Source organism: Micromonospora sp. NPDC047074 (assembly GCF_040643815.1).
GTDB lineage: Bacteria > Actinomycetota > Actinomycetes > Mycobacteriales > Micromonosporaceae > Micromonospora.
Genome location: NZ_JBEYVB010000001.1, coordinates 659,338 through 684,958, shown reverse-complemented (window position 1 = coordinate 684,958; position 25,621 = coordinate 659,338). Strand labels below are relative to the sequence as shown.

The following is a 25,621-nucleotide window of genomic DNA, read 5'->3' as shown; positions in this document are numbered from 1 at the left end:
AAAAGTGCGTACTTACCCAACCTGTAGCCATCGCCCTACGGTCTGGGTCGGCAATCTCAACGTACAGGAGTGGATATGACCGTCTTGAAGACGTACGCCCGGCTCTGGGTGGACGACCTCGACGCCTCGCTGCCGTTCCTGCGGACCCTGGTCGGCGCGGAGCCGGATCTGCGGTTCGCATTCGACGCGATCGAGTTGGCCGCGATCGGCGACTTTCTGGTGATCGCCGGCCCGCCCGAGGAGCGGGCCCGCTACGGGCACGCCTCCGCCACCGTGATCGTCGATGATTTGGACGCGGTGGTCGCCGGACTGACCGCCGCGGGCGGCGTGATCACCACACCGGAGGCGACCAGCCCGACCGGCCGCCACCTGTACGCCCGGCATGCTGGTGGGGCCCAGGTCGAGTACGTCGAGTGGGTGCCGGAGTTGGTCGACCGGATCATCCGGCCCTGTGCCGACGCGGGGCGCTGAGGTCGGACGCCCGCACACACCTGACGATGTGGACCCCGTCTGGCCGCCCCCAGGACGAGGTCGCCCCCGGCTTTCCAGGCAGCAGCAGCCGCGGTCGAGGCCCCGGAAGCAGCCCTGATACATCGGGCCAGAACTCTTCTCACTCCCCGCTTAAAAAGACTCGCATCGATTGGATCGACGAATTCCGGATGCATATCGGCTGTACGATCCTGCAAAACCGTCCGGACCATTCAATCGGCACGTCGTACGCCCGCCCGAATGGCCGGAACAAAGGGAGGCTGGGAGATGAGACTCCACCGCCACACGATCTTCGTCCGCAAGCGTCGAGCCGGAACGGCCGCCATGGCCACGCTCGCCACCACGGTCATGCTCCTCACCGTGGCTGCCGGACCGGCCACTGCGACACCCGCCATCGAACCGCGGTCCGGGACGACCGGCGAGATCCTCGGCACCGGCAACGCCACCCCCGTGCCCGGCAGCTACGTGGTCACCCTCAAGGACAGCGGCGGCACGGTCGGCGATCGGCAGGCTGGCGTGTCCCGCCTCGCCGACCGGTACGGCCTCCGTCCGGACCAGGTCTGGCACGACGCGCTGAACGGCTTCTCCGTGCGGACCTCCGAGCTGGTGGCCCGCCGGCTGGCCAGCGACCCGGCGGTAGCGGTCGTGGAGCAGGACCGTCTGACCAGCTTGGCCACCACCCAGACGAACGCGCCGTGGAACCTCGACCGGATCGACGCATCGCTGGGACTCAGCGGTACCTACAACTTCACCAGTGTCGGGACCGGCGTCCGGGCATACATCGTGGACAGCGGGATCCAGATCAGCCACGTCGACTTCGGCGGCCAGGCGGTGTACGGCTACGACGCCGTCGACGGCATGCTCCCGGCCAACGACTGCAGCGGGCACGGCACCCACGTCGCCGGCACCGTCGGCGGGACGACCTACGGGGCGGCCAAGAACGTCGTGCTGGTCGCGGTCAAGGTGTTCGACTGCACCCTGCCGAGCACGCTGTCGATGTTGATCAACGGGATCAACTGGATGATCGCCAACCACCTCGCCGGGCAGCCGGCCGTGGCGAACATCGGCGTGCTGACCAGCCCCACCGTCGCGCTCAACACCGCAGTGACAAACGCGGTCGCCGACGGCATCACGGTGACGGTTCCGGCCGGTAACTCGAACGTGAGCGCCTGCACGGTCTCACCCGCGTCGGTGCCGACCGCGCTGACAGTAGGCGCGACGCTGATGAACGACAACCGGGCGAGCTGGTCAAACTTCGGTCCCTGCCTGGACATCTTCGCTCCCGGCGACCGCATCACGTCGGCCTGGTGGAACTCGAACACCGCGACCCAGACGATCAGCGGCACCTCACACGCCGCGCCACTCGTCGCCGGCGTCGCCGCCCGGGTGCTCAGCAACAACCCGACCTGGACACCGGCCCAGGTGGCCAGCTACCTGTTCAGCGTCGCCAGCCCGGTCGTGATCAACCCGGGGGCCGGCTCGCCCAACCGTCTCCTGTACCTGTCCCCGGCGCTCTGACCTGGCCCTGTCACCGGCCGGCCCACGCGGTCAGCCGCTCGCCACCGGAAACGGAGCGAGCAGGCCGCGCAGGGCCGGCCCGGGTCGCCCGAGCGACTTCTCGCTCCACGAACCAAGACCGATCCTTGGACGCTCCGTCGCAACCTGCAGAAGCAATCAAGGCCGCAACCAGCTTTTTCGCTGGCCACGGCCTTGATTGTGAGGTGCGCCCGAAGGGACTCGACCCAACCCTGACTCCGGTTCAGGAAACCCGGCCGCGCGCCTGCGCGCCGTGGGGCGGTTCGTCAGCGGGCGCCAGAGCGACCGGGGCCATGCTGAACAGTCGGCCGCGCATGTCCCCGTCCCAGGCGAGGTAGCCGCCGCTGGTGCCGCCTGCACTGCGGAGCCAGTCCGATGCGCAGAACGCGTGCAGGTCGAGTTCGGCGGTCATCGTGCTGCCGTACAGGGCGTCGACATAGTGGGTAACCCAGGCGACTGCGGGCTCCAGCCCGTGGTTCCGGACAAGGGTGCGCACCTGGTCGGCATGCTCGCTGCCCCAGCGCTGCCAGTATCGCCAGACATCGGCGAACTGGGTGATCCGGAGTCCGCCTTCGACGATGGTGCGTTCGAACCAGCACTCCCGGAAGAGGTGCAGCACGACGAAGAGAAACGCATAGTCATTGCCCAGCGTCGGCAGCAGGTGCCGCGCATCCGGTCCGACCTGGGTCTCCCGGGCGCTTGCCAGCACCTCGTCCATGGGCAGTTGCCAGGCACTGCCATGCCAGGTGAGGCTCAGCGCCACGTCGACCGCGAGGACGGGGATGCCGGACTGCGGATCGATGCGGTGGAAATGCGGAAGATGGTCCGGGGAGAGCCGGTAGATGATGACGGCCTGCCGGGGCAGCGGAACTAGCCGGCCGAGATCCGTATCATACTGCTGCTCCGCTGCGTAACCGAGGCTTTGCATCGCCTCACGTACCGCCGGGACGTCGTCGGGGTGCACCATGATGTCGATGTCGCTGAAGCTACGGACACCGCGGCTGTCATAGAGGGAGTGCTGCAACGCGATCCCCTTGTTGAACACCACCCGGATGCCCCGCTCTGCGAACCGGCTGGCGATGTCGATGCTCTCGTCCCGCAGTCTCGCGACCTTGTACTGGTTCCAGGCCAGCGAGTTGGCCAGCAGGTCCCGCAGGCCGATCGGCAGCGCCGACATCAGCGCGGCACTGCGGTAGAACTGTGCCAGCGCCGGCGTCATCTTGTGCCTGGCTGCCAACGCGATCAGCAGATCCGGGTTTTCCAGCCCTTTCGCCAAGCCAACGGCCCGCTGAAACCAGGAATCCGAATAGTCGGTGACCGCAACCGATTCGAGGAGCTGCCAGGCTTTCCTCTGGTCCTCGTGGGCTTCATGCATGCTGAATCTCCTTCTGATGGTGACCGCGGTCGCCGTGGCGCTTCCAAGTCAATTCCGTGTCACGGGCAGATAACTGCGGCAGAGGCGGACGACCGGCACCCGGCTCGGGTCATCCGCACTCCACAGCACCTCCCCAGCGATGAGCAGGTGATCCCCGAACAGGGCCTGGGTGACGGTGCACACGACGGCAGAGGCCGCGTGTTCCGGCACCGGATTCCCGTGCCGCAGACGGTTGACGGCCCCCATCGAAGCGGTGCGCTGCCGCCATTCGTGGTCACCACGGTTACCAGGGCCGGCAGATGCGCCTTGGTCTCGCGGAACTCGTGGCGCAGATGTGGCGGCTCTGCGACCGGCGGATCCCCGCTCCCGCCGGTCTGCACCGTCGTCACAGCAGGCTCAGCTCGAGTCGCTGGTCCTCGTGCGCGATGACCGGCGTGGTGTTGCGGTCCACCAGGAACTCGGGACGGGTCGGCGCTGGCGGGCTGTTGCGCACCGCGTTGTACGTGATCAGCAGCAGTGCGCGCCGGTCCGCCGACTCGTTGTTGGACGACGAGTGCACGATGCTCGGATGAAAGGCGTGCATCGAGCCGGCCGGGCCGGTGATCCGCTGCGTGCCGAGTTCGTCCGCCAGCTTTCCGGCACGCTCCGGGGTGACGGTGTAGGTGAGATCCGACGAGACATGCCGCCGCCAGTCGGAGCGCTGCGCGTCGTCTCCGTCGGCGTACTGGTCCTGCAGACCAAGTCGGTGCGAGCCGGGGATGACGGTCAGCGGTCCGTTCGCCTCATGGATGGTGTCCAGCAGGATCGCGATGTTCAGCGCGTCCGGCCGGGGCATGCCGTCCTCCCGGTGCCAGAAGGAGAAGTCCTGGTGCCAGGGCCAGGCAGCCCCTTCGCGGGCCTGCTTGAGGTTGACCTTGAACTGGTAGACGTACACCGGTCCGCCAAGGATGCTCTCGGCAAGGGCGACGAGCTGAGGATGGCGGGTCAAAGCCGCGCACACCTCGTCGAAGCGGTGACATCCGTGGATGGCGCGGACGGTTTTGCCGCCCTTCTCCCAGACCAGCCCCAGCCTGGCCTCGCGGGAGATCGCGTCCACGCGGTCACGCAGCAGCGAGACGGCGGACGCGCTCAAGCGATACGGGAGCGCGCACCACCCGTCCCGTCCGTAGGCTGTGGTCAGTTCGCTCAGTCCAGTGCCCGGGGCGATACTCATTCGCGTTTCCTCCTCAATTGTCTTTCGAAGCGCGCATCCGCCGCAGTGCGGGGCGCGCCTGGACGGTGGGCTTAAGGCAAGCCGCGATCCCGCGCACCGTGGCATCGTCGAACAAGTCGCGGATGTCCAGCTCGCAGTGCAGGTCGGCCCGGATCCGGCTGATCAGGCGGGTGGCGAGCAGTGAGTGGCCGCCGAGCCCGAAGAAGTCGTCAGCTGGGCCAGCCTGAGGCACGCCTAGGACGTCGGCGAAGATCCGGCAAAGGGCAGCTTCCCGCTCGTTGGTGGGGCCCGGGCCGTCGATCCTGGTCGCGTACGTGGGGGCAGGCAGTGCCGCACGGTCCACCTTGCCGTTCGGGGTAAGCGGTATCTCCGGCAGCACCACCACGGCCGCGGGCACCATGTAGTCGGGCAGCCGCCGTGCCGCTGCCTGCCGGAGCGCGGCCGGGTCCGGGGTGGTTTCCCTGGCGCCGACCACGTAGGCCACCAGGCGTCTGTCGCCCGGGCGGTCCTCGCGGACCATGGCGATGGCCCGCATGACCTCCGGCTGCTCGGCGAGCACCGCCTCCACTTCCCCCGGTTCCACACGGAATCCGCGCAGCTTCACCTGGAAGTCGGTACGGCCGAGGAAGTGCAGCGAGCCGTCGGGGTGCCTGCGCACCAGGTCGCCTGTTCGGTACATGCGGCTCCCCGGCGGCCCGAACGGGTCGGTGACGAAGCGCTCGGCCGTGAGTCCGGGGCGGTTCAGGTAGCCGCGGCCGAGCTGGTCGCCGGCGATGTACAGCTCACCGGCGACGCCGTGGGGCACGGGCATCAGTGCCGGGTCCAGGACGTACGCCCTGGTGTTCCAGATCGGCGGGCCGATGGGCGGGCTGTCGCCGCTGGTCAGGTACGCGTCCGGGACGAGGCAGCCGGTGACGACGTGGGTTTCGGTGGGTCCGTAGTAGTTGTAGAGTCGCCGCCCCCCGCCCGGTGCGAAGAACCGGCGCAGTATGGGGCTGAGCGTGAGGGCCTCCCCGGCCTGGGCGACGTGGGCCAGGTGAGGCAACTCCAGGCCGAGCCGGTCCGCGGCTTCGGCCAGCGTCTCCACGACCGGTGTGGGGGCGAACAGTTCGTTCACCCGCATGCGGTCCAGCCACCGGACGAACTGCTCGGAGTCCTTTCGGCACTCGTCCAGCGGCACGGCGAGGGTCTTGCCCGCCGTCAGTGCCGAGAGGATTTCCTGGGCCGCGGCGTCGAAACTCAGGTTCGCGAACTGGGCCGTGGTGCGGCCTACTCCGCCGGCCATGGTCGCGGCGTGCCAGGCCAGCAGGTTGACCATCGCCAGCGTGGGCAGCACCACTCCCTTGGGCCGCCCGGTCGATCCGGACGTGTAGAGCACGTAGACCGGGTGCTCCGGCCGCAGCGGCTGCGTGCGCTCGCTGTCGCACAGGTCGGTGTCCGGCAGGGACTCGAGCAGTTGCCTGATCTCGAGGTTGTCGATCACGAGCTGGGAGTCGCCCCAAGGCGTTGCGTTGGCCATGCTTGCGGTGGTGAGAATGCAGATGGGCCTGCTGTCGCCCAGCATGTACGCGATCCGATCCGCGGGATAGCCGGGATCCAGCGGCAGGTAGGCCGCCCCCGCTTTGATTACCGCGAGCGTGGCGACGATCAGGTCGATCGAGCGCGGCATCCGGATCGCCACCACCGATTCGGGTCCCGCACCGCGGCTGATCAGCAGGCGCGCCATCTGATTGGAGAGTGCGCCCAGCCCCGCATAGGTCAGGGACTGGTCTTCGTGGCGGACGGCAACGGCGTCGGGCGTGCGTGCGGCCTGAAGGTCCAGCAGGTCGGGCAGGCTCCGCCGGTCGACGACGGCCGCGGTGTCGTTCCAGCCTTCGAGCAGCTGGTGCAGCTCCTCCCGGGGGATCATGTCCAGCCGGCTCATCGGTGCGTCGGGGTCGCTCAGGGCCGAGCGCATGAGCCGTAGGAGGTACCCGCCGATGCGCTCGACCGTGGCGCGGTCGAACAGGTCGGTCGCGTACTCGATGGTGATGTCAAGGCCGCTGGGCTTCCTGTTCGGGGCCAGGCGCTCGGTGTAGCTGACGGAGAGGTCGAACTTGGCGGTCCCGTTGGGCGCCTCCTCCAACTCCATATCCAGCTCGCCCAGCTCGTACGAGGCCTGCGCGGTCCCCTGGGACACCAGCAGGACCTGGAACAGGGGGTGCCGGGCCAGCGAACGGGACGGCGCGACCGTCTCGACAACCAGCTCGAACGGCACCTCACGATGGGCGAGGGCCGCCAGGTCGGCGTCGCGCACCCGCATGAGCAGCGTGCGGAAGTCGGGATCGCCGGAGGTATCGGTGCGCAGCACCAGCGTGTTGGCAAAGAAGCCCACCAGGTTCTCGAGCTCCGCGTCGTCGCGTCCGGCGACGGGGCATCCGATCGGCAGGTCGGTGCCCGCTCCCAGCCGGGTGAGCAGGGCGCCGAGCAGCGCCTGGAAGGCCATGTAGACGCTCGCCCCGGTGCTTCTGGCAAGCTCGGCGAGTTCGTGGTGCAGCCCGCTGTCAGCCTCGATGGTGATCGTCGCCCCTCCGTAGGAGGCGCGGGCCGGGCGGGGCCGGTCGAACGGCAGCTCAAGCTCTTCGGGTGCTCCCTTGAGGACGGACTGCCAGTACCTGAGGGGAGCCCCGGCGGGACTGGCGGGGTCCTCCGGGTGGTCCAGCAGCCGCTGCTGCCACAGGGCGTAGTCCGCGTACTGGAGCGGCAACTCGCGATACGCGGGCGCCGCACCGTCCGTGCGGGCCCGGTACGCGGCGATGAGATCCCGGGTCAGCGGGGTGGTGGACAAGCCGTCGAACGAGATGTGGTGGACCACCAGCAGCAGTTCGTGCTGCACCGGGCCGACGCGCAGTAGCCGGGCGCGTAGCGGCAGGTCCGTGGCCAGCTCGAAGCCGTCGGCGAAGAACGCGTTGGCGACCTGCGCGGCCTCGGCGGTGCTCGCGCACACCGTCACGGGCAGCGCGGGCCGGGCGGCGGCGGGGGGCACGATCTCCTGCCAGGGCTCGCCGCCGTCCTCGGGATATCTGGTCCGCAGCGGCTCGTGCCGGGCGACCAGGTCGGCAAGCGCCGCCTCCAGCGCCGGCCGGTCGAGAGGACCGCGCAGCCGCAGCCGCAGCGGGACGTTGTAGGTGCCCGTGCGCGCCTCCAGCCGATTGAGGAACCACAACCGGCGCTGCGCCGAGGACAAGGGAAGCCGCGTGGGGCGCTCGGTGCGGGCCGGACCGGAGCGGGCGGAGAGCGGATGGCGCAGCCGGCCGCACACCTGACGGGCGGTGGGCGCGTCGAAGAACTCCCGGACCTCCAGTTCCCCGCCGAGCTCGCCGCGGATCCGGCTGATCAGGCGGATCGCCAGCAGGGAGTCGCCGCCGAGGGCGAAGAAGTCGTCGGTGGCCCCGACCCGGGGCACGCCGAGCAGCTCGGCGAACAGGTCGCACAGCCGCTCCTCGTCGACGGATCGGGGCGCGACCGTGCCGGCCTGCGCCACCGGTCCGGGACTAGGCAGCGCGGCGCGGTCCACCTTGCCGTTCGGGGTCTGCGGCAGGGCGTCCAGCAGCAGGACCGTGTGCGGGACCATGTGCTGCGGGAGACGCTCGGCGAGCAGCGTCCGCATGCGCCCGGCGTCGGGCTCGGCACCGGCGAGCGGCACCACATAGGCGGTGAGCTGCTGATGTCCCGGACGGTCCGCACGCAGGACGACGACCGTCCGCGCGATGCCGGGCAACTCCTCGGCGGCCGCCTCGATCTCGCCCAACTCCACCCGGTGGCCGCGGATCTTCACCTGGTGATCGATCCGACCCACGAACTCCAGGCAGCCGTCGGCCGCCAGCCGGACCCGGTCGCCGGTGCGGTACATCCGATCTCCCGCGGGACCGTACGGGTCTGCGACGAACCGGGCGGCCGTAAGCCCCGGGCGGCGCAGGTAGCCGCGGGCCACCCCGGACCCGGCGATGTACAGCTCGCCCACGGCCCCGTCCGGGACCGGTCGCAGGTGGTCGTCCAGCACGCGGATCCTGGTCTCGCGGATGGGCGTGCCGATGGGGGGCGCGCCTTCCCGCTCCCGGTGGGAGAAGGTGTACGCCGTGGACCAGATGGTGGTCTCGGTGGGCCCGTACGCGTTGGTCAGCACGGCTCCTGCCGCACGCATCCGCTCGGCCAGCGAAGCCGGCAGGGCCTCCCCGCCCACCACGGTCCGCACCCGGGAGAGGTCGACGGCCGACGTGTCCAGCAGGACGTCCCAGAGGGACGGCGTGGCCTGCATGATCGTGATCCCCGCCTGCCGGATCAGGGCCGCCAGACGCGCCGGGTCGCGCTGCTCCGCCTCGGCCGCGAGCACCACGGCCGCGCCGCTGGTCAGCGGGACGAACAGCTCCAGCCCCGCGATGTCAAAGCCAAGAGTGGTGACGGCCAGCAGCCGGTCGGTCGGGCCGACGGCGAGCCGCTCGCGGAAGTCGGCCAGCAGATTGGCCAGGTTCGCGTATGTGACAACGACGCCCTTGGGCTTTCCGGTGGATCCGGATGTGTGCTGCACGTAGGCGGGGTGGTCCGGGTGCCGTACGCCCCGCAGTTCGTCGACTTCCAGGTCGGTGTCGGCCAGCGCGGTCAGGGCGGCAGTGGTCTCCGGGCTGTCAAGAGGCAGGTGCGGCGCGGTGAGCCAGTCCGGGGCGGCAGCCAGGCCCGCTGCGGTCAGTACCACCATCGGACTGGTGTCGTCGAGGATCAACCCGTTGCGCAGCGGCGGGTGGGCGGAATCGAAGGGGACGTAGGCGGCCCCGGTCTTGCCCACCGCCAACGCGGCGATCAGGAGGTCGGCCGTACGGGGCAGCATCAGCCCGACCAGGGACTCGGGGCCGGCCCCCTGCCGGATCAGCAGCCTGGCCAGGCGGTTCGCCTGGGAGTTGAGTTCGCCGTAGGTGAGGGCGATCCCGGCGCACACTGCAGCGATGTCGCGCGGGGACCTTGCCGCGTGCTCCTCGAAATGCGCCACGTGCAGCAGCGGCGCGCCGCTCCGCTGGGTCACGCCGTGGCCCCTGGCCCGCCCTGCGGCGTCGTCGCGGCCACCAGGCTGCCCGGCCGCATGTCCTGCCAAACCGCCTCGACATAGTCGAGGCATGCGGCCCGCCGCTCGTCGCGCAGCACAACCGACCAGCCCGCCGGCACGGCCAGCGCGGCAGGCCACAGCGAGTACTGGCCCTCGTGGTTCACCAGCACGTGGAACTGCGCGTCATCGTCGTCGAACGGGTTGCTCACGGCCCCCTCCTCATCTATTTCTCGGAACCCTGGCCGGCTGCGGCGCCGGTCTTCGCAAGGACCCCGGCGAGCAGCCGTCCGGAGTCCTCCGCGGCGGCGCTGCACAAGTCGTGGTGCTCGGCGTCGAGGTGCAGGACTGTGAGCCGGCCGGCCACGTACCGCTGCCACTCCGACGGGTCACCTGACCGGGCGACCACCAGGGTCATGTCGCTCTGCAGCAGTTCGGGTACGAAGCCGTACTGCAACCGGAGGTTGTTCATCCCGATCCGCAATGCCGCGTGGAGTCCGTCGTCGTCGGCATCCGCCAGCGGGGGGAAGCGCCGACGTACCTCGTCCAGGACCGAGGCGACGAGCTCACCTGGGTCCTGGGCGTCGCCCGCGGCGTCGCCCGGCGGAACACCGAGCAGGTTGTGCAGCGCCTCGCCAAGCAGCCGGCCGGCGGTCTCCTGCCCCGGTACTTCCGGGTAGCCGTCGAGGACCACCAGGGAGGCCACCTGCTCACCTTCACGCTCCAGCCGCGTGGCCATGCTGTGTGCCACCAGCCCGCCGAAGGACCAGCCGGCAAGGTGATACGGGCCCGTCGGCTGGATCTTGCGCACCTGGGTCAGGTAGTCCGCGGCCATCTCGGCGACGGTTCGGGGCAGGGCCGGCAGTACGCCGCCCGCTGCGGTCTCGGCGAAGCCGCGGGCCTGCAGCGCGTGGACGGGCCGGGCGGGATCCAGGTGCTCCAGTAACCGGAAGTAGCACCAGCTCAGACCCGTGCCGGGGTGAACCAGGAACAGCGGCTCGCCCGCCCCTTCGGAGCGCAGCTCCAGGACCGGCCCGAAGGCTTCCTCCGTCGCCCCGGTCCGGGGGAGTTGCCGGGCCAGCGCAGCCGGGGTGGGATGGCGGAAAATGCTCTGTACGGGCACGGTCACGGCGAGTTCGGTGTGGATGCGTCGGGCCAGCCGGACCGCCAGCATCGAGTGCCCGCCCAGCTGGAAGAAGTCGTCCTCCACCCCCACGTCGGCCACGCCCAACAGCTCCGCGTACAGCCGCACCAGGGTCCGTTCCAGGCGCGACCGCGGCTCGCGCCCCTGCGCCACGCTGACCGGGGGCGGTGGCAGCGCACGGCGGTCGAGCTTGCCGTTCGGGCTGAGCGGCAGCGTGTCCAGGACCACGACGGCGGTGGGGACCAGGGCACCGGGAAGCACGTCGGCGAGATTCCCGAGCAGGGCTTGAGGATCGACCGACGCGCGCACCTGCGGACCGGCGGCGGCCGGGGTGACGTATGCGACCAGCCGCTGGTCTCCCGGTGTGTCCTCGCGGACCACGACACAGGCCGCGGCCACCGTCTCCTCGGCCAGCAGCGCGGCCTCCACCTCGCCCGGTTCGATTCGCTGCCCGCGCAGCTTGACCTGGTCGTCCGTTCTGCCCAGGTAAACGAGTTCGCCCTCCGGCGTCCAGCGGACACGGTCGCCGGTCCGGTACATTCGGCTGCCCGGCGGGCCGTAGGGGTCGGCCACGAACCGGGTCGACGTCAGCGCCGCGCGGGCCAGATAGCCGTCGGCGAGCTGTACCCCACTGATGTACAGCTCCCCCGCCAGCCCGGCCGGGCACGGGGCCAGCCGGTCGTCCAGCACCCGCACCTGCGTGTTCCAGACCGGACGGCCGATGGGCACGGGACCCTGCTCGCCCGGCACGCAGTCGTGACAGGTGACGTCGACGGCGGCTTCGGTCGGCCCGTACAGATTGGTCAGGGCGACCCCGGGCAGGATCTGGTGGAAGGCGGTAGCCGTGTCACGGGGCAGGGCTTCGCCGCTGCAGAAGACGCGGCGCAGTCCGCCGCAGCGGGCGGCGGTGGGCCCGGTGATGAACAGGTTCAGCATCGACGGCACGAAGTGCACAGTCGTGACGCGGTGCGCCACGATGGTGCGGACCAGCGCGGCCGGGTCCCGGTGCTCGTCCGGGCCGGCCAGGACCAGCGCCGCCCCGACCTGCATCGGCCAGAAGAACTCCCAGACGGAGACGTCGAACCCGCTGGGGGTCTTCTGCAGGATGCGGTCATCGGGCGTGAGGGGGTAGGCCGCCTGCATCCAGCGGAGCCTGTTGTCGATCGCGGCGTGGGAGACGACGACGCCTTTGGGACGGCCGGTGGAGCCGGAGGTGTAGATGACGTACGCGGGGTGCTGCGGCCGCAGGACCGGCCCGGTCCGGAGCGGATCGGCGACGCCCGTCGCCGCATCCGCCATCAGCTCGCCGGGCGTGGCCACGCAGAACTCGCCGTCGGCCAGCCGGGTGCGCAGCTCCGGGTCGCTCAGCACACACACCGGCCGGGCGTCGTGCAGCATCATCCGGATCCGCTCGTCCGGATAGCCGGGATCGAGCGGCAGGTAGGCACCGCCCGCCTTCACCACCGCGAGCAGCGAGACGACCAGCTCAGCCGAGCGCGGCAGCGCCACGGCAACGACGGCCCCCGGGCCGGCCCCCAGTTGGCGCAGTCCCCGGGCCAGCCGGTCGGTCTCCAGGTCCAGCTCCGCGTAGGTCAGGGAGCTGCTCCCCCAGATGAGGGCGGTGGCGTGCGGGGTCAGCGCGGTCTGCCGGCGGAAGGCCTCGGGCAGGGTCGTCACGGGCAGTTGCCGGGTCGTGTCGTTCCAGGTCCGGAGGATCTGCTCGCGCTCGTCGGGGGTGAGCAGGGTGAGCTCGCTGATGGGCATTTCGGGCGCCGCGACAGCCGCGTCGAGGAAGCGGGACAGCCGGTCGGCCAGCAGTTGGGCTGTGCCGCGGCGGAAGACGTCGGTGGCGTACTCAAGGACCCCCGAGATCCCCTTCAGACCGCCAGCGGCGTCGACGTGCTCGGTCAGCTGCAGGTTGAGCTCGGCCTTCGCCGCCGGGATGTCCACCTCCGGCCGCGAGACCCTGACCGAGCCGAAGTCCAGTTCCTGCTCCACCCTCGTCTCGAAGGCGAGCATCACCTGGAAGAACGGGTGGCCGTCGGCGGAACGCGGCGGGTTGAGCTCCTCCACCAGCAGGTCGAAGGGCAGATCCTGATGCGCGTACGCCTGCAGGTCCACGTCCCTGACCCGGCGTAGCAGCTCCGTGAAGGACGGATCACCGGACAGGTCGGTGCGCAGCACGAGCGTGTTGACGAAGAGGCCCACGAGGTCGTCGAGCGCCTCGTCGGTCCGCCCGGCCGTGACCGAGCCCAGCGGAATGTCGGTGCCCGCGCCCATCCTGCACAGCAGCCCGCAGAGCGCGGCCTGCACCACCATGAATACCGTGCAGTTGTGCCGCCGGGCGAGGTTCGACAGCTCGCGGTGCCGGCTGGCGTCCCAGTCGATCGCGATGCCGGCTCCGCGCTGACCCGCGGCCGAGGGCCGGGGGCGGTCGGCGGGAAGCGGCAGGGCGGCGGGGACGCCTTCGAGGGCATCGCGCCAGTACGCCAGCTGGCGGCCGGCGATGCTCTCCGGGTCCCCTCGATCACCCAGCAGCTCCCGCTGCCAGAGCGTGTAGTCGGTGTACTGGACCGGCAGCTCCGCCCAGCCGGGCGCACCGAGGCCAGCGCTGCGGGTGCGGTATGCCGCCGCGAGGTCGCGCAGCAGCACGCCGATCGACCAGCCGTCCGCGATGATGTGATGCAGCGTCAGCAGCAGCACGGACTCGGCCGCCGAGCACACGAAGAGGTCCGCCCGCAGTGGCGGCGCCTGCGCCAGCGAGAACGGTGCCGACGCGGCGGCCTGGATCCGCGCGTCCAGCTCCGCCGCCGGACAGGCAGTCACCGTCAGCTCCGGGCCGGCAGCCGCGGCAGCCAGCACCTTCTGGTGCGGCACCCCGTCGGTGTCGGGAAAGACGGTGCGCAACGACTCGTGCCGGGCGACGACGTCGCCGACGGCGGCGGCCAGCGCGGTACGGTCCAGCGGGCCTTGTAGCCGCAGGACGACCGGCAGGTGGTAGGTCGGGTCGAAGCCGTGCAGCCGGTCGAGGAACCACAGGCGCTGCTGGGCGTGCGACAGCGGGATCACGGCGCGTATGCCCTGCTCTGTGCGGCGTACAGCTCGGCGTACCTACCCTGCCCGCGGCTGAGTTCGTCGTGTGTGCCCAGTTCCGCCACCCGGCCCTGGTCGAGCACGACGATGACGTCCGCGGCCCGGACCGTCGAGAACCGGTGTGAGACCAGCAGGGTGATGCCGCCGGCGCTCGTGTCCGCCGGGCGGCCGGGACCCGTGAACCGCTCGTAGAGTTCGTGCTCCACCTGTGGATCCAGGGCGGCGGTCGGCTCGTCCAGCACCGCCAGTAACGGTTTGGGCCGCATCAGCGCGCGGCTGAGTGCCAGCTTCTGCCACTGGCCGTGGGACAGTTCAACCCCGCCGAAGGTCCGGCCGAGCATGGCGTCGAGCCCCTGCGGCAGCCGCTCGGTCACCTCCCGGGCCTGTGCCGCGTCCACCGCTGCCGCTACCACGCCGACATCGTCGACGTGTGCCACGTCACCGACGCCGACGGTGTGCAGTGCCCTGCCCTCCAGCTTGAAGAAGTCCTGGAAGGCGGCGGTCGTCCGGGCACGCCAGTCGGCCAAGCGCAACTCCCGCAGCGGTACCCCGTCGATCAGGACGTCGCCCTGCGCCGGTTCGTACATCCCGGTGAGCAGCTTGACCAGGGTGGTCTTGCCCGCGCCGTTGACGCCGACCACCGCCACCGTGGAGCCGGCCGGCAGATGCAGGTCCACGTCGCGCAGCACGGGCTGGTCCGCGCCGGGATAGGTGAACGTCACCCCGCGCAGCCGGATGCCGTCGGTGAGCCGCGCCGGCACCGGCCCGGTGCCGCGGTGCGCCTGCTGCTCGGTGTGCGCTTGGAGCCGGTGGAAGTGGCGGATGGTGTGCCGCCCTTCCGCCAGCTGAGACAGGCCGTTGACCGTGGCGGCGAGCTGCGTCCGCAGGTATGCCGACAGGCTGGCCACCATGAGCAGGTCGCCCGGGGTCCCCCGGCCCTGGCTGACCTCGTGGGCGACGAAGGCCAGGGCAGCCAGATAGCCCGCTGCGAAGCAGGTCCAGCCCACGCCCTGCCAGAGCGACGCGGCACGCATCGCCCGCACGAGTCGCCCGGTCACGCTGTCCCAGTACTCGGCCGCACGCCTGTCCACGTCCTTGTCGCTGCCGCTGATCCGCAGCTCCTTGGCCGCGGCCGGCGAGGTGCCCAGCCGGTGCAGGCGCAGCTCGCGCCGCTCGGCCTCGGCACATTCGTCGCGGGCGCGGGCGAGCAGCGCCGACGCCCGGCGGGAGAAGTACAGCGGCGGGGCGGCCAGCAGCACCAGCGTGCACAGCGCCGGGTGCACCCCGGCCAGCAGCCACCCGCTCAATCCCAGGCTCAACAGCGACGAAGCGGCGCTGACCGCCCCCCAGCAGGCGCCGGCGAGGGTCTCCGTGCTCGACCGGATCTGGCTCAACCGGTCCAGGAACTCGGTGCGTTCCAGATGCTCCAGGGTCGGGGCACCGGAGGTCATTGCGTTCAGCCGCTGGCACAGTACGAGGTCGACCCGCTCGGTCAGGTCGACCTGCAGGTTGTGCTGCACCCGCTGGGCGGACGCGATCATGGCGTAGGCGAGGGCGCCGATCGAAGCCGCCAGCAGGAGGCCACCCCCGCCGCCCAGCCAGGCGGAGTTGGCCAGGTTGCGCACGCTGAGGCCGGTGGCGGCCACGGCCATGGCGTTGAGGAACGCCAGCACCAGTACGCTGGTGGTGGCCTTGGCGTCCGCCCGGTAGGCGATGCGGAGCATGGCGAGCACCACACTGGACTCGGCCTTCATGGCTTCGCTCCTTCCGGACGTGCCGTCGCCGCGGTCTCGGGCGTGCCGGCCGCCGAGCCGTCGCCGAACCGATCCGCCTGGAGCCGGTACAACCTCGCGTAGTGGCCGCCCAGGTCCATCAGCTCGCTGTGGTCCCCTGCTTCGGTGACTCGGCCGCCGGCCAGCAGGACGATCCGGTCCGCGTTGCGTACGGTGGACAGCCGGTGCGAGATCACCACGATGCTCACGCCCGATACGGCCGAGATCACCTGGTCGTAGAAGTCTGTCTCCGCCTTGACATCCAGGTGGGCGGTGGGCTCGTCGAGGATGAGCAGCCGACGGCCATGGGCCACCGCGAACATCGCCCGGGCGATGGCGATCTTCTGCCACTGCCCGCCGGAGACGTCGACCCCGCCCCGGTGTTCGCGGGTGAGCAGGGTGTCCAGTCCGTGGGGAAGCCGCTCGACCAGATCACGGGCACCCGCCGCCTCGGCCGCGGCCATGATGCTCTCGTCGGTCGCCTCGGCTTCCGGGGCGCCCAGGGCGATGTTCTCCCGGACGGTGAGCGGATAGTGCACGAAGTCCTGGAAGACGGCGGCGATGCGGCGCCGCCAGGACGTGATGTCCAGCCGGGCCAGGTCGATGCCGTCCACGATGACCCGGCCCTCGGTCGGCTGCTGCAACCCGGCGAGAACCTTCAGCATGGTGGTCTTGCCGGCACCGTTTCGGCCGACGACGGCCAGCACCTCCCCGGGCCGGATCTCCAGATCCAGGCCGTCGAGCACCTTGCGAGCGGGCCCCGGATAGGAGAAGCCGACCCCCTGGAAGGTGAGGTGCGGAGCCGACTGGGGGGCCGGGCGCCCGCCGGTCTCCCGTGCTGTTGCGGTGAGCCGGTGCGAACGCATTCGATCGAACGCCTGTAGGGCTCCCGTGGCGTATTCGATGTCGAACGCCTCGTGCCCCATGACGCCGGCGGCGAAGATCCCCCACGCGGCGAGGACCATCGTCACCAGGGCCCCGGACGTCAAGCCGCCGCCCACCATGGCCGCGCCGGGGACGTACAGCGCCGCGAAGCCCGCTCCCCCGGCGAGCGCGAACGTGACCCATTGCCGGCGGAGGATTCCCCGCCGCTCCTGCCAGATCTCGCCGAGCCACTCCTCGGACTGCTCCCGATGCCGGGCGTTGAGCCAGCCGCCGAGACCGAACAGGCGGACCTCCTTGGCCGCGGCGGCGCCGGTGAGCGTGTCCGACCAGTACTCCATCCGGTTCCGATCGCCGGCCCGCGCGTCCCAGATGGTGCCAAGGCGCACCCATTGGCGCCGGATCATCGCCCGCATGAGCAGGGTGGCGGTCAGCAGCGCGATCCCCAGCCAGGGCATGTACCACCCCAGCACCGCGGCGCAGCACACCGCCCCGGTCAGCCGCCCCAGCAGGACGAGTTGACCGACGGCACCGGTTCCGGGGGTGCGGGTGCGCCAGCCGCCGAGCTCCGACACCCGGGCGACGTCCATGGTGTAGTCGGCGTCGTCGAGGTGGGAGACACCCCGTGGTTCGGCCACCCGGCGGCGCACATCGGAGCGCAAGCGACCGTCGATCCTACGGGCGGCGAGGATGTCGAGCGGCTCACGGAGGAGCTCCGTGCACTGGCCCGCCAGCACCACGACCGCCACCAGGGCCAGGTGGGGCAGCGTCTCGCTGGCCGATCCCGCCTGGAGAGCCCGGGTGAACAGCCACCCGATGGCCAGCGCGGTGACTGCCGGTGCCAGTGCCGACACCAGGTGCGCCAGCAGCAGCCCGGTCAGTGTCCGGCGCCCTGCCCCGGCGAGCAGCATCAACATCTGGAGGCGTTGCCGCCCCACGGTTCGCCATCGGGCCATCGAACCTTCATTTCTCCAGGGCCAGCGCGCAGCGGTCGGCCACCTGGCGCACGGTGGTGTCCGTTCCGTCGGCCAGCCGGTACAGCTGCTCGTGGAACCATCCGGCAAGCGCCTGCAGCTGGGGGGCGGGCAACAACCCGGGGTCGGCGCGGATGACGACGGGCATCTCGGCGCCGGGGCGGACCTTGATGTCGAAGCGAGGCCCGATCTGACGGCTCGGCCGGGTCTCCACCACGCGAGGCGGCGGACAGCGGTCCAGCTGAACGCCGGGCCGGGGCACGATGTCGGTCGGCATGAAGTTGAAGAAGTGGTCGAAGCCGAGCCTGATCTGCCGCTCCTGACGCACCAGGCCGGCGATCGCGTCGAAGTCGTACGAGCCCATCCGGTACGCCTTGAGGGACGATGCGCTCAGGCGGGCGAGGTAGTCGACGTACGGTGCCTGGGGCGTGCCCAGGTCGACCGGGATCGGCGCGTACTGGTTCATGGAACTGACGATGAACTTCCAGCGGGGGTGGAACCGGTTGCCGGACTGCAGCGTCAGCACCGGCTGTCGGGTGCCGGTGACGGCGGCGCACGCCACCGCGCTCAGCGACAGTAGGAGGTTCTGCGGTGAGACTCTTGTGCGGGCGGAGAGCAGTTCCAGCGCCGCCCGTGCGCCCGCCGAATGCAGGACGGTCTCGATCCTGCCCGGCGTGTCCCCGTCGGACAGCGGGACCGGGAAGTGCTTTTCGGGCAGCGTGCGCAGAAGTTCCTGCCAGTGACACAGGACCGCTTTCCGGCGCGCGTGATGGGCTTCCGACCACTGCTCGGCGGCAAGGTCTCGTGGGGCGGGCGGGGTCTCGGCCAGCCACCGTCTGCCCGTCGGGCTTTCCCTCCCCAGCAGCGCGGACAGCTCGGCCGCCAGCCGGATCAACCCGTAGCCGTCGGACACGATGTGGTCGACGACGATGACCACCGAATACGGCACTCCCCTCCGGGTGACCACGGCGAATCGGCGACCGAACTCGACTTCCCTGGGTATCCGCTCCTTGGCCAGTTGTGCCGCGACCGTGGTGGCGTCGTCGTGCTCGACCACTTCGACGGCGACCGTCTCCTGCGCGGGCCGGACGTGCTGGCGTGGACCCGCCGGAGAGTCGGCGAACAGGGTGCGCAGCGATTCGTGTCGGCGGCACAGCGTGCTGACCGCCCGGAGAGCCTGGTCCGTCGTGGTGCCAGCCGGCACGGGGACGCAGTCCCGCAGATACGTTTCCGACCAGCGATCCAGCGGGTCCGTCTCCATGACCCGCCATACCGACAGCTGGCCGAAGGTCAGCGGGCTCGACGTATGGTCGCCGGTCAAGTTCCGGCCCCCGCGCGCAGCCGCATGACGACCGCCCACAGGGCGGCGGGGGTGGCGAAGGTCTCGACGCGCAGGTCCTCGTCGGACAACTGGACGGCGAAGGCTTCCTCCACCTCCACGAGCAGTCCCACCGTGGCCAGCGAGTCCAAGCCCAGCGCGGGCAGGGACGACTCCGCGGTGAGCGGCGTGCCTTCCGCCAGCAGCGGGAGGTGCTGACGGACCACCTTCTCGAAGTCATCCGGCCAGTCGGCACTGGTCATCGTCGGTTCTCCTGTTCAGGCCGTGTGCGGCGGGGTCACGCCAGGTTTACGGAGCGGTCCATCAGGGTCAGTGCTCCGGTGGCGGTCAGCAGGCGGTCGTTCGCGTAGTTCAGGGCGGCCGAACGCAAGTCGCGGAAGTGGCGTTCGAGGGGCACGGCGGACCGGCGCCGATATCCGATGGACAGGCCGGCGAGCTGAACCATCCGGTCGACGCTCTGGAAGGTCAGTTCCGCGGCGGTGACCTTCAGGGTGTTCAGGTGAATCTGCGTCGCCGTTCCGGCAAGGCTCGTGCCGGCGGCGCGTAACCGGATGACCTCGTCGGTTACCCGGTTGAGATACGCGCCGACCAGTTCCAGGTCGATTCGGATCCGCGCCAGCCGCTCGGCCACAAGTTCGGAGCGAACGTCGATGCTGCGCGGTCGTTGGGCGGAGCGGAGCAGTCCGACGAGCTCGCCCAGTGCGCTCCGGGCGGCGCCGAGCCAGCAGGCTGCCCAGGCCAGATGCCCCACCGGTGCCATGCTCTCCAGAGCCACCGTCCGGAATCCACCGTCCCCGCCCACCACCTGCGAGCGGGACACCACGCCCGTGATCTTGAGCCCAAGGCTGTGCGTGCCGCGCATGCCCAGCGTGTCCCAGTCCCCGCGTTCGACGATGTCCAGTTGGTCGCGATCGGCGTAGACCAGCGAGACCTCGTTCTCCGGGGCGTCCGGTGAACTGCGCATCGTGATCAGGAAGCCTTCGGCGTACGCCCCTCCGGTGACGATGGGCGCTTCGCGGTCCACCTGCAGCCCCTGCGCCGTATCGGTGAGCGGGGAGGCGCTGGAGAGCAGGTGACCGCCGGTGCTCGGACCGGTGGTGACCGAGGCCAGATACAGCTCCCCGCGCGCGATGCGCGGCAGCAGCCGGTCTCGCAGCGCCGGGGCGGCGAAGTGGACCAGCGTGTCGACCTGTTGGCAGTGCATGGCCCAGATCATCGCGGTGGAGGTGCATCCGTCGGCTAGCAGCTGCGCGATCTCGACCAGGTCCGTCAGGCCCCCGCCGAGGCCGCCGTGCTCCTGCGGGACCAGCAGCCCCATCAAGCCGCTGCGCCGCAGCTCGGCCATGCCGGGTTCGCAGACCCGCGCCTCATCGTCGATCGTGTCGGCGTGCTGACGCAGGATGGTACGTACGCGGGCCGCTGCCTCCAGCACCTCGTTGCGCTGAGACGCCTCCATCACTCCCCCATGCGGTCGGAACGGTCCGGCTCCGGGCCGGTGGACGGTACGAAGGGAATGCGGCGCAGGGTCAGCCGGGACGCGTCGCACGGCGTCCCGTCGCGCAGTACCACCTCCGCGGCCGCAGGCCGGCTGAGAAAGCCGACGAGGCTGGCGGTCAGGCCGTACGCACCGACGTTGGGAATTTCGATCAGATCCCCGGGGCGGACACCCGCCAGCACCTGGCCAGTGGCGAGCCGGTCGGCGGGCGTGCACAGCGGCCCCACCACGGTGGCCGTTCCCTGGCACTCCTGCGGGTCCTCGTCCGGTCCGGCCGAGCCGTCCTCCCGCCGCGCGACCTGTCGGATCGCGGCCTTGAGCGGCAGCAGGCGGCCCAGACCGGACAGGCCGCCCAGCTGGTTGATGCCGCCGTCGAGCACCACGAAGGTGCTGTCCCCGCTGACCTTTACGTCCTCGATGGTGCAGAGCAGCCTGCCGCTGCGGCCCGCCAGGAATCGTCCGGACTCGAAGGCGATCTCCGGTCGTCCGGACCGCCAGCCGGCCAGGTGTGTGTCAAGTGCCGCCTCGAGGACCGGACGCAGGGGCGAGTAGTCCGGGGACTGCCCGACGACGGCGTAGGGTGCGGCAAACCCGCCTCCCAAATCCACCACCTGCAGCTCGACTCCCAGCTCCGCCTGCAGGAGGGCGGCCTCGGCAATGCTCTCGGTCATCTCGTCGGCGACCGTCTGCCACGCCTCGGCGTTGCTGAGGGGAAAGAAGTGCAGGCCGACGATTCGGGCGCCGGGCAGCGGCGCGAACGCCGCCGGAGCGCGGCGCACCTCTGCCGCATCCACCCCGAACTGCGTGGCGGTCCCGGTCATGCGCAGCCCGCTGGCGCCGTGGCTGTGCTGGGAGTTCACCCGCAGCAGGCAGCGCGCCTCGGTGCCGAGCGCCGACGCCTCCTGGGCGACCTTCCGGTAGTCGGCTGCGGACTCGACGGAGAAGCTGTGCACGCCCGCGGCGAGGGCGGCGGAGATTTCCTGCCGGCTCTTGCCGGGACCGGTGTACAGGCACCGGTCGCCGGGGATCCCCGCTTGCCGGACCGCCTCGAGCTCCCCGATCGAGCTGATCTCGGCTCCGCATCCCGCGGCGTGCAGGGCGCCCGCGAGCACGGGATGCGGGTTGGCCTTCAGCGAGTAGTACAGCGTGGCGGGCTCGGGTAGGCAGCGGGACAGTTCGGACGCGGCTCGCTCCGCCTCCCGCAGCTCGTAGACGTAGAGCGGGCTGCCGTAGTCGGCGACGAGCTTCGCCGCCGCGGACCGGGCAACCGCCGACGAACGCTCCTGATCCGGTGCCATGGTGTCGCTCACGTCTCGTTCTCCTGCATCATCTGCTCGAGCCGGCTACGGTCGACCTTGCCGTTGCGCGTCAGCGGAATGGCCGACAGCACCCGACACCGGGGCGGAGCCTTCGCCGGGCCGAGCAGTTCCCGCAGCCGCCGCAGCACGTCGTCGTCCGTGACCTCACCGGCCACGCAGAGGATCGCCTCGCGGTCCGCGGCCGGTGGGAGCATCGCGACGGTGCGCACCCCCGGCAGCGCGGCGGCCGCGGCCTCCACCTCGGTCGTGGATACCCGGACGCCGCGCAGCTTGAAGAGCTGGTCGCGGCGGCCCTCGAAGTACAGCTGCCCGTCCGCGTCCATCCGGCCGAAGTCACCGGTGTGCAGCACTCGTTCACCGGTCCGGACGTCCCGGCGGTATCGCTGCGCCGTGAGTTCGGGGGCGTTCCAGTAGCCCTCCATCAGGTGCGGGCCGGTGACGCAGATCTCCCCGATCTCGCCCGGGGGCAGCGGGTCGCCGGTGGGGCCGACGATCCGCACCTCGGTGCCGGGCAGTGCCCGACCCACGGAGCCGGGCCGGGTCAGGTAGGCGTCGACATCCGCCACGGTGATCCGTTTGCACTCCGTCGTGCCGAACATCATCTGCACGCCCGAGCCCGGAAACCGGGCTCTCAACGCGTCGGCCGTGGCGGGCGGCAGATGCTCGCCCGTGTTGGTGAACAGCCTTATCCGCAGCTGCTGGCTGGCAGCGGGCTTTCGGGCGCTGAGGGCGAGCAGCATGGTGGCCAGTGACGGCACCAGCGGCACCACGGTGGCTTGGTGCCGAGCCAACTGCCCGATCAGGTCGGTGTCCTGCCCGGCCTCGGCCAGCACCAGCGTGCAGCCAGCAATCGCCGAGAGGAAGACCTGGTAGAGGCCGTAGTCGAAGGAGAGTGGCAGGCGGCAGAACACTACGTCGTCCGGCCGGTAGGCGACCCGCTGGGCAACCGCGCCAGCGGCGAAGCAGATCTGCGCATGGGTGCATGTCACGCCCTTGGGCTGGGCGGTGCTGCCCGACGTGTAGAGCAACAGCGCCAGGTCGCCGGGCGCCGGTCCAGGCGCGGAGGCGTCAAGGGCCGCCGGACGGACCGCCGCCAGCCCGGCGGCGAGGCCGTCGATGGTCGCGCTAGCGACCGCGCGCTGGGCCGCCCGGTCACGGTCGTCGCCGATCAGCATGGCGGCCTTGGTGTCCGCGAGCAGATAGGAGAGTTGATACGGGGTCAGCTCGGGGCTGAACGGCACGGCGACGGCGCCGAGCCGCAGGCAGCCGAACAGCGCCGCGACCATGACGCCACGCCCGGTTGCCTGGATGGCGACCCGGTCGCCGGGGGCGACGCCCTGCTCGGCGAACCAGGTACGGGCGGCCCAGGAGAGCCGGGCCAACTCACCGTAGGTCAGCGCACCGTCGCTGCCGTGCACCGCGATGACCTCGGGCCGGGCGGCGGCGGCGCGGTCCAGTAGCGCCGGGACGAGCTTGGCCGGTTCCGCGATCTGCGGCGCGGCGGCGCTCACGCCCCGACCTCAAGCGCCCGAGCCTCGAATACCAGGTGCACCAGCGGCACCGGCCGCGCGCTCCGGAGCGTGGACAGCGTGCCCAGGTTCGGGAGCTCGGCGCCGTCGCCGCCCGGCACCACGACCGGATCCTCCGGCTTTCGCGCCGACGCCGGCCCCAGGCCGAGCGCGGCGGCGTGACCCATGGATCCGTGCGGACAGCAATCCTGCTCGGCGTATCCGCTGGCGAAGAGGTCGCGCGACGCGTACATGGTTCACCTCCCCCCGCCGTCACCAACGATGTCGCCACGCGGCAGCGTCAGAACGTCAACTTGATGGCGGCGACGCTAGCCGCGCGGAAGACGTCACGCGATGGATTCGGCGCTGGCCGAATCGCGTAGTTCGGCAGCCTGCCGTTGCTCGGAAATGGCTGGATCCCGTGCTGGGCCGAGCCCGCTCGCGGTTGCGCGAACGTCGGTCACGCGTCGTTGTCGAGGTATCCCAGGAGCGCGTCGCCCGCGCGGTCGAGTTCGTAGAGAACACGCCCACCGACCCGACGCCGCCGCACGACGTTGGCGGCGACCAACGCGCTCAGGTGCTCCGAGACGGTGCTGGCGGAGAGGCCGAGCGAGCTGGCCAGCGCCGAGGTCGTGGTTGGCGTGGCGAGGCCGCGCAACACCGCCGCCCGGGCACGGCCGACGAGAATCCGCAGGCGATCCCCACGCTCCGGCCGATCCAGGCGCTCGTTCGTGCCGGGGTGCCTGCTCTCCAGCATCGCGGCGCCACGTGCCTGAAACGATACGGCGACACTGCCGGTGTCACTCACGCAGCACAACGTCCGTCGACCGAACAGCAGCGGAACGACCACCAGACTCCGGTCGCAGCGGACGCTGACCGACGGCGCCGATCCGGCGAGCAGCAGTCGCGGGGGCTCCCACTGCAGGCGGCCCTCCAGTTGGTCTAGGAGCGCAGCCGGCCCTCGGGTAGCCAGCGTGTGGCCCCGGTGCAGGACGTCGTCGTGCAGGGCGGAGCGAATCATCGCCCAGTACGGGCGCAGCGCGATCTGCCAGTAGTCGTCGAACGCGTCGACACACCACCGCAGCCATGGCTCGGGTCCCCCTCCGCCCGAGGGGTCCGCGACGACGCGGCGGGCGAGTTGCGCGCGGACAAGATCCGTGGGCGTCTGCCGCAGATCCGCCAACTCCTCCTCGATGGTGCGCATCGGTGCGGTGGGCAGAGGGGTGAGAAATGCCGGCACGGGGCCCGCCAGGTCTCGGAAGCATCGAATCAGCTCGCCGCCGGGGCGTCCCGCCAGCCGTCGGCGCGCGGACTCGGCCCACTTGCTGTACGGCCACGGCACGGGACGGTCCGGGGCCAACAACTGCAAACTGGCCACCGTCTCCCACAACGGACTGATGGCGACCCGAACCTGGCCGAGCGCCTCCGGGGCGACCTCGATACTGATCACGACGGGCCGTTGCAGACGGTGCCGGCCGGCCTCCGGTGCGCCCTCCGCCCCGTGAGACGATCGGCAGCCGCCGGTGACTGCGCGCACCGGACCCGTGGCCGGCCAGCCGGCAGATATCCTGATGCCGTCCGTCTTTCGAAGCGAAGCGTGGTGGCATCGGGATGAACACGAGCTACTCTCGCCACCTGTCGCAGTTGCGGGGCCGCGGGCTGTTGCCGGGCACGGTCCACGCGGTGTATGTCGCCGGTTCTCGGGTGCGCGGTTGGGGCAACGCCGGCAGCGATCTCGATTTCTACGTGATCGTTGAGGATCGGTGGCCCGGTCCGGGCAGCAGCGTCGCCCCGGTGGCCTTGCGACCGGACACGATCACTATCGAGCAGACCCGGGTCAACCGTGAGCAGTGGGACGTGCAGTACTGGTTGGACAGTCAGGTCGACCAGGTTCTGGAGAAGGTCAGCTGGACCGAGTTCGAGACGAACGAGTCGGCGGGCGCACTCCTCACCTCCCGTGAGGTGGATTTCCTGGAGCGCCTCGCCTACGCGGTCGCGGTGACCGGTGCGGACTGGCTGCTCCGGCGTCGGCAGCAGATGCAGCGGTCCGCGCTGCGTTCCATTCTGACGTCCCGATCGCTCCACAACTCCCACCTCTTCCTGGAGGACGCGGTCGGTCAACTACGTTCGGGGGACGTGGAGAGCGCGGTCCTCTCCGCGCGACTCGCCCTCGGTTGCGCGGTCCAGGCGCTGCTCGCGGAGAACGGCAAGTTCGCCCAGAGTCCCAAGTGGTCGGCGCGCCAACTACGCGATACGCCGCAGGATGTGCTCTCGTTCGACGAGTACTGGACGCTGGAGACGATGCGCGGCTACACGCCGGAAAACCCCGGCCGTTGGGTCGAGGACGTGCTGACGGTCTGTCGACGCATCTCGCAATCGGTGCGCGTCTGACCCGCTTGCGCACCACG

At 70.7% G+C, this 25,621-nt stretch carries 17 protein-coding genes; 3 read left to right on the top strand and 14 right to left on the bottom strand.

All coding sequences use genetic code 11. From position 1 onward, the window contains the following. The first annotated feature begins 75 nt into the window (after positions 1-75). Complete coding sequence (locus tag ABZ809_RS03215) at positions 76-471, top strand: VOC family protein (protein ID WP_357560693.1); 396 nt, start codon at positions 76-78, stop codon at positions 469-471. Positions 472-756: 285 nt separating this feature from the next. Then, a complete protein-coding gene (locus ABZ809_RS03210; protein WP_357560692.1) occupies positions 757-2,007 on the top strand; it encodes a S8 family peptidase in 1,251 nt (416 codons plus the stop codon). 241 nt (positions 2,008-2,248) lie between these two features. Here the strand turns inward: ABZ809_RS03210 and ABZ809_RS03205 are convergent, their stop codons facing one another. The 14 genes from ABZ809_RS03205 to ABZ809_RS03140 all read right to left on the bottom strand — a co-directional run bounded on the left by ABZ809_RS03205 (position 2,249) and on the right by ABZ809_RS03140 (position 24,663). Then, positions 2,249-3,400: a nucleotidyltransferase family protein gene (locus ABZ809_RS03205; protein WP_357560691.1), complete on the bottom strand. Its 1,152-nt coding sequence runs from the start codon at positions 3,398-3,400 to the stop codon at positions 2,249-2,251. 385 nt (positions 3,401-3,785) lie between these two features. After that, positions 3,786-4,613 carry a phytanoyl-CoA dioxygenase family protein gene (locus ABZ809_RS03200; RefSeq protein ID WP_357560690.1) on the bottom strand — a complete coding sequence of 276 codons (828 nt, stop codon included), beginning with the start codon at positions 4,611-4,613 and terminating at the stop codon, positions 3,786-3,788. A gap of 13 nt (positions 4,614-4,626) precedes the next feature. Continuing rightward, positions 4,627-9,669, bottom strand: coding sequence for an amino acid adenylation domain-containing protein (locus tag ABZ809_RS03195; RefSeq protein WP_357560689.1), 5,043 nt, complete (start codon positions 9,667-9,669; stop codon positions 4,627-4,629). Further along, positions 9,666-9,899: an MbtH family protein gene (locus ABZ809_RS03190; protein WP_357560688.1), complete on the bottom strand. Its 234-nt coding sequence runs from the start codon at positions 9,897-9,899 to the stop codon at positions 9,666-9,668. Before ABZ809_RS03190 ends, ABZ809_RS03195 begins: the two co-directional genes overlap by 4 nt. Positions 9,900-9,913: 14 nt before the next feature. After that, complete coding sequence (locus ABZ809_RS03185; RefSeq protein WP_357560686.1) at positions 9,914-13,900, bottom strand: amino acid adenylation domain-containing protein; 3,987 nt, start codon at positions 13,898-13,900, stop codon at positions 9,914-9,916. After that, complete coding sequence (locus tag ABZ809_RS03180) at positions 13,897-15,678, bottom strand: ABC transporter ATP-binding protein (protein ID WP_357560684.1); 1,782 nt, start codon at positions 15,676-15,678, stop codon at positions 13,897-13,899. Before ABZ809_RS03180 ends, ABZ809_RS03185 begins: the two co-directional genes overlap by 4 nt. Next, positions 15,675-17,534, bottom strand: a complete 1,860-nt coding sequence (locus ABZ809_RS03175) for an ABC transporter ATP-binding protein (RefSeq protein ID WP_357560683.1) — start codon at positions 17,532-17,534, stop codon at positions 15,675-15,677. Before ABZ809_RS03175 ends, ABZ809_RS03180 begins: the two co-directional genes overlap by 4 nt. 7 nt (positions 17,535-17,541) lie before the next feature. Then, a complete protein-coding gene (locus ABZ809_RS03170) occupies positions 17,542-18,873 on the bottom strand; it encodes a condensation domain-containing protein (RefSeq protein WP_357560682.1) in 1,332 nt (443 codons plus the stop codon). After that, entirely contained in the window at positions 18,870-19,133 is a 264-nt protein-coding gene (locus ABZ809_RS03165; protein WP_357560681.1) for a phosphopantetheine-binding protein, read from the bottom strand. The genes ABZ809_RS03170 and ABZ809_RS03165 overlap by 4 nt, the downstream gene beginning before the upstream one ends. Positions 19,134-19,168: 35 nt before the next feature. Next, the gene (locus tag ABZ809_RS03160) at positions 19,169-20,347 is read right to left on the bottom strand and encodes an acyl-CoA dehydrogenase family protein (RefSeq protein ID WP_357560680.1); all 1,179 of its coding nucleotides are present in this window, start codon (positions 20,345-20,347) and stop codon (positions 19,169-19,171) included. Next, on the bottom strand, positions 20,347-21,696 hold the full coding sequence (locus ABZ809_RS03155; protein ID WP_357560678.1) for an alanine racemase: 1,350 nt from the start codon (positions 21,694-21,696) through the stop codon (positions 20,347-20,349). The genes ABZ809_RS03160 and ABZ809_RS03155 overlap by 1 nt, the downstream gene beginning before the upstream one ends. Beyond that, the gene (locus ABZ809_RS03150) at positions 21,693-23,216 is read right to left on the bottom strand and encodes an AMP-binding protein (RefSeq protein ID WP_357560677.1); all 1,524 of its coding nucleotides are present in this window, start codon (positions 23,214-23,216) and stop codon (positions 21,693-21,695) included. Before ABZ809_RS03150 ends, ABZ809_RS03155 begins: the two co-directional genes overlap by 4 nt. Next, a complete protein-coding gene (locus ABZ809_RS03145) occupies positions 23,213-23,467 on the bottom strand; it encodes a thiamine pyrophosphate-dependent enzyme (RefSeq protein ID WP_357560676.1) in 255 nt (84 codons plus the stop codon). The genes ABZ809_RS03150 and ABZ809_RS03145 overlap by 4 nt, the downstream gene beginning before the upstream one ends. Positions 23,468-23,673: 206 nt before the next feature. Continuing rightward, positions 23,674-24,663, bottom strand: a complete 990-nt coding sequence (locus ABZ809_RS03140) for a helix-turn-helix domain-containing protein (protein ID WP_357560675.1) — start codon at positions 24,661-24,663, stop codon at positions 23,674-23,676. A gap of 161 nt (positions 24,664-24,824) precedes the next feature. Between ABZ809_RS03140 and ABZ809_RS03135 the strand changes: the two genes are divergently transcribed. Then, entirely contained in the window at positions 24,825-25,604 is a 780-nt protein-coding gene (locus ABZ809_RS03135) for a nucleotidyltransferase domain-containing protein (protein WP_357560674.1), read from the top strand. The last annotated feature ends 17 nt before the right edge of the window (positions 25,605-25,621 follow it).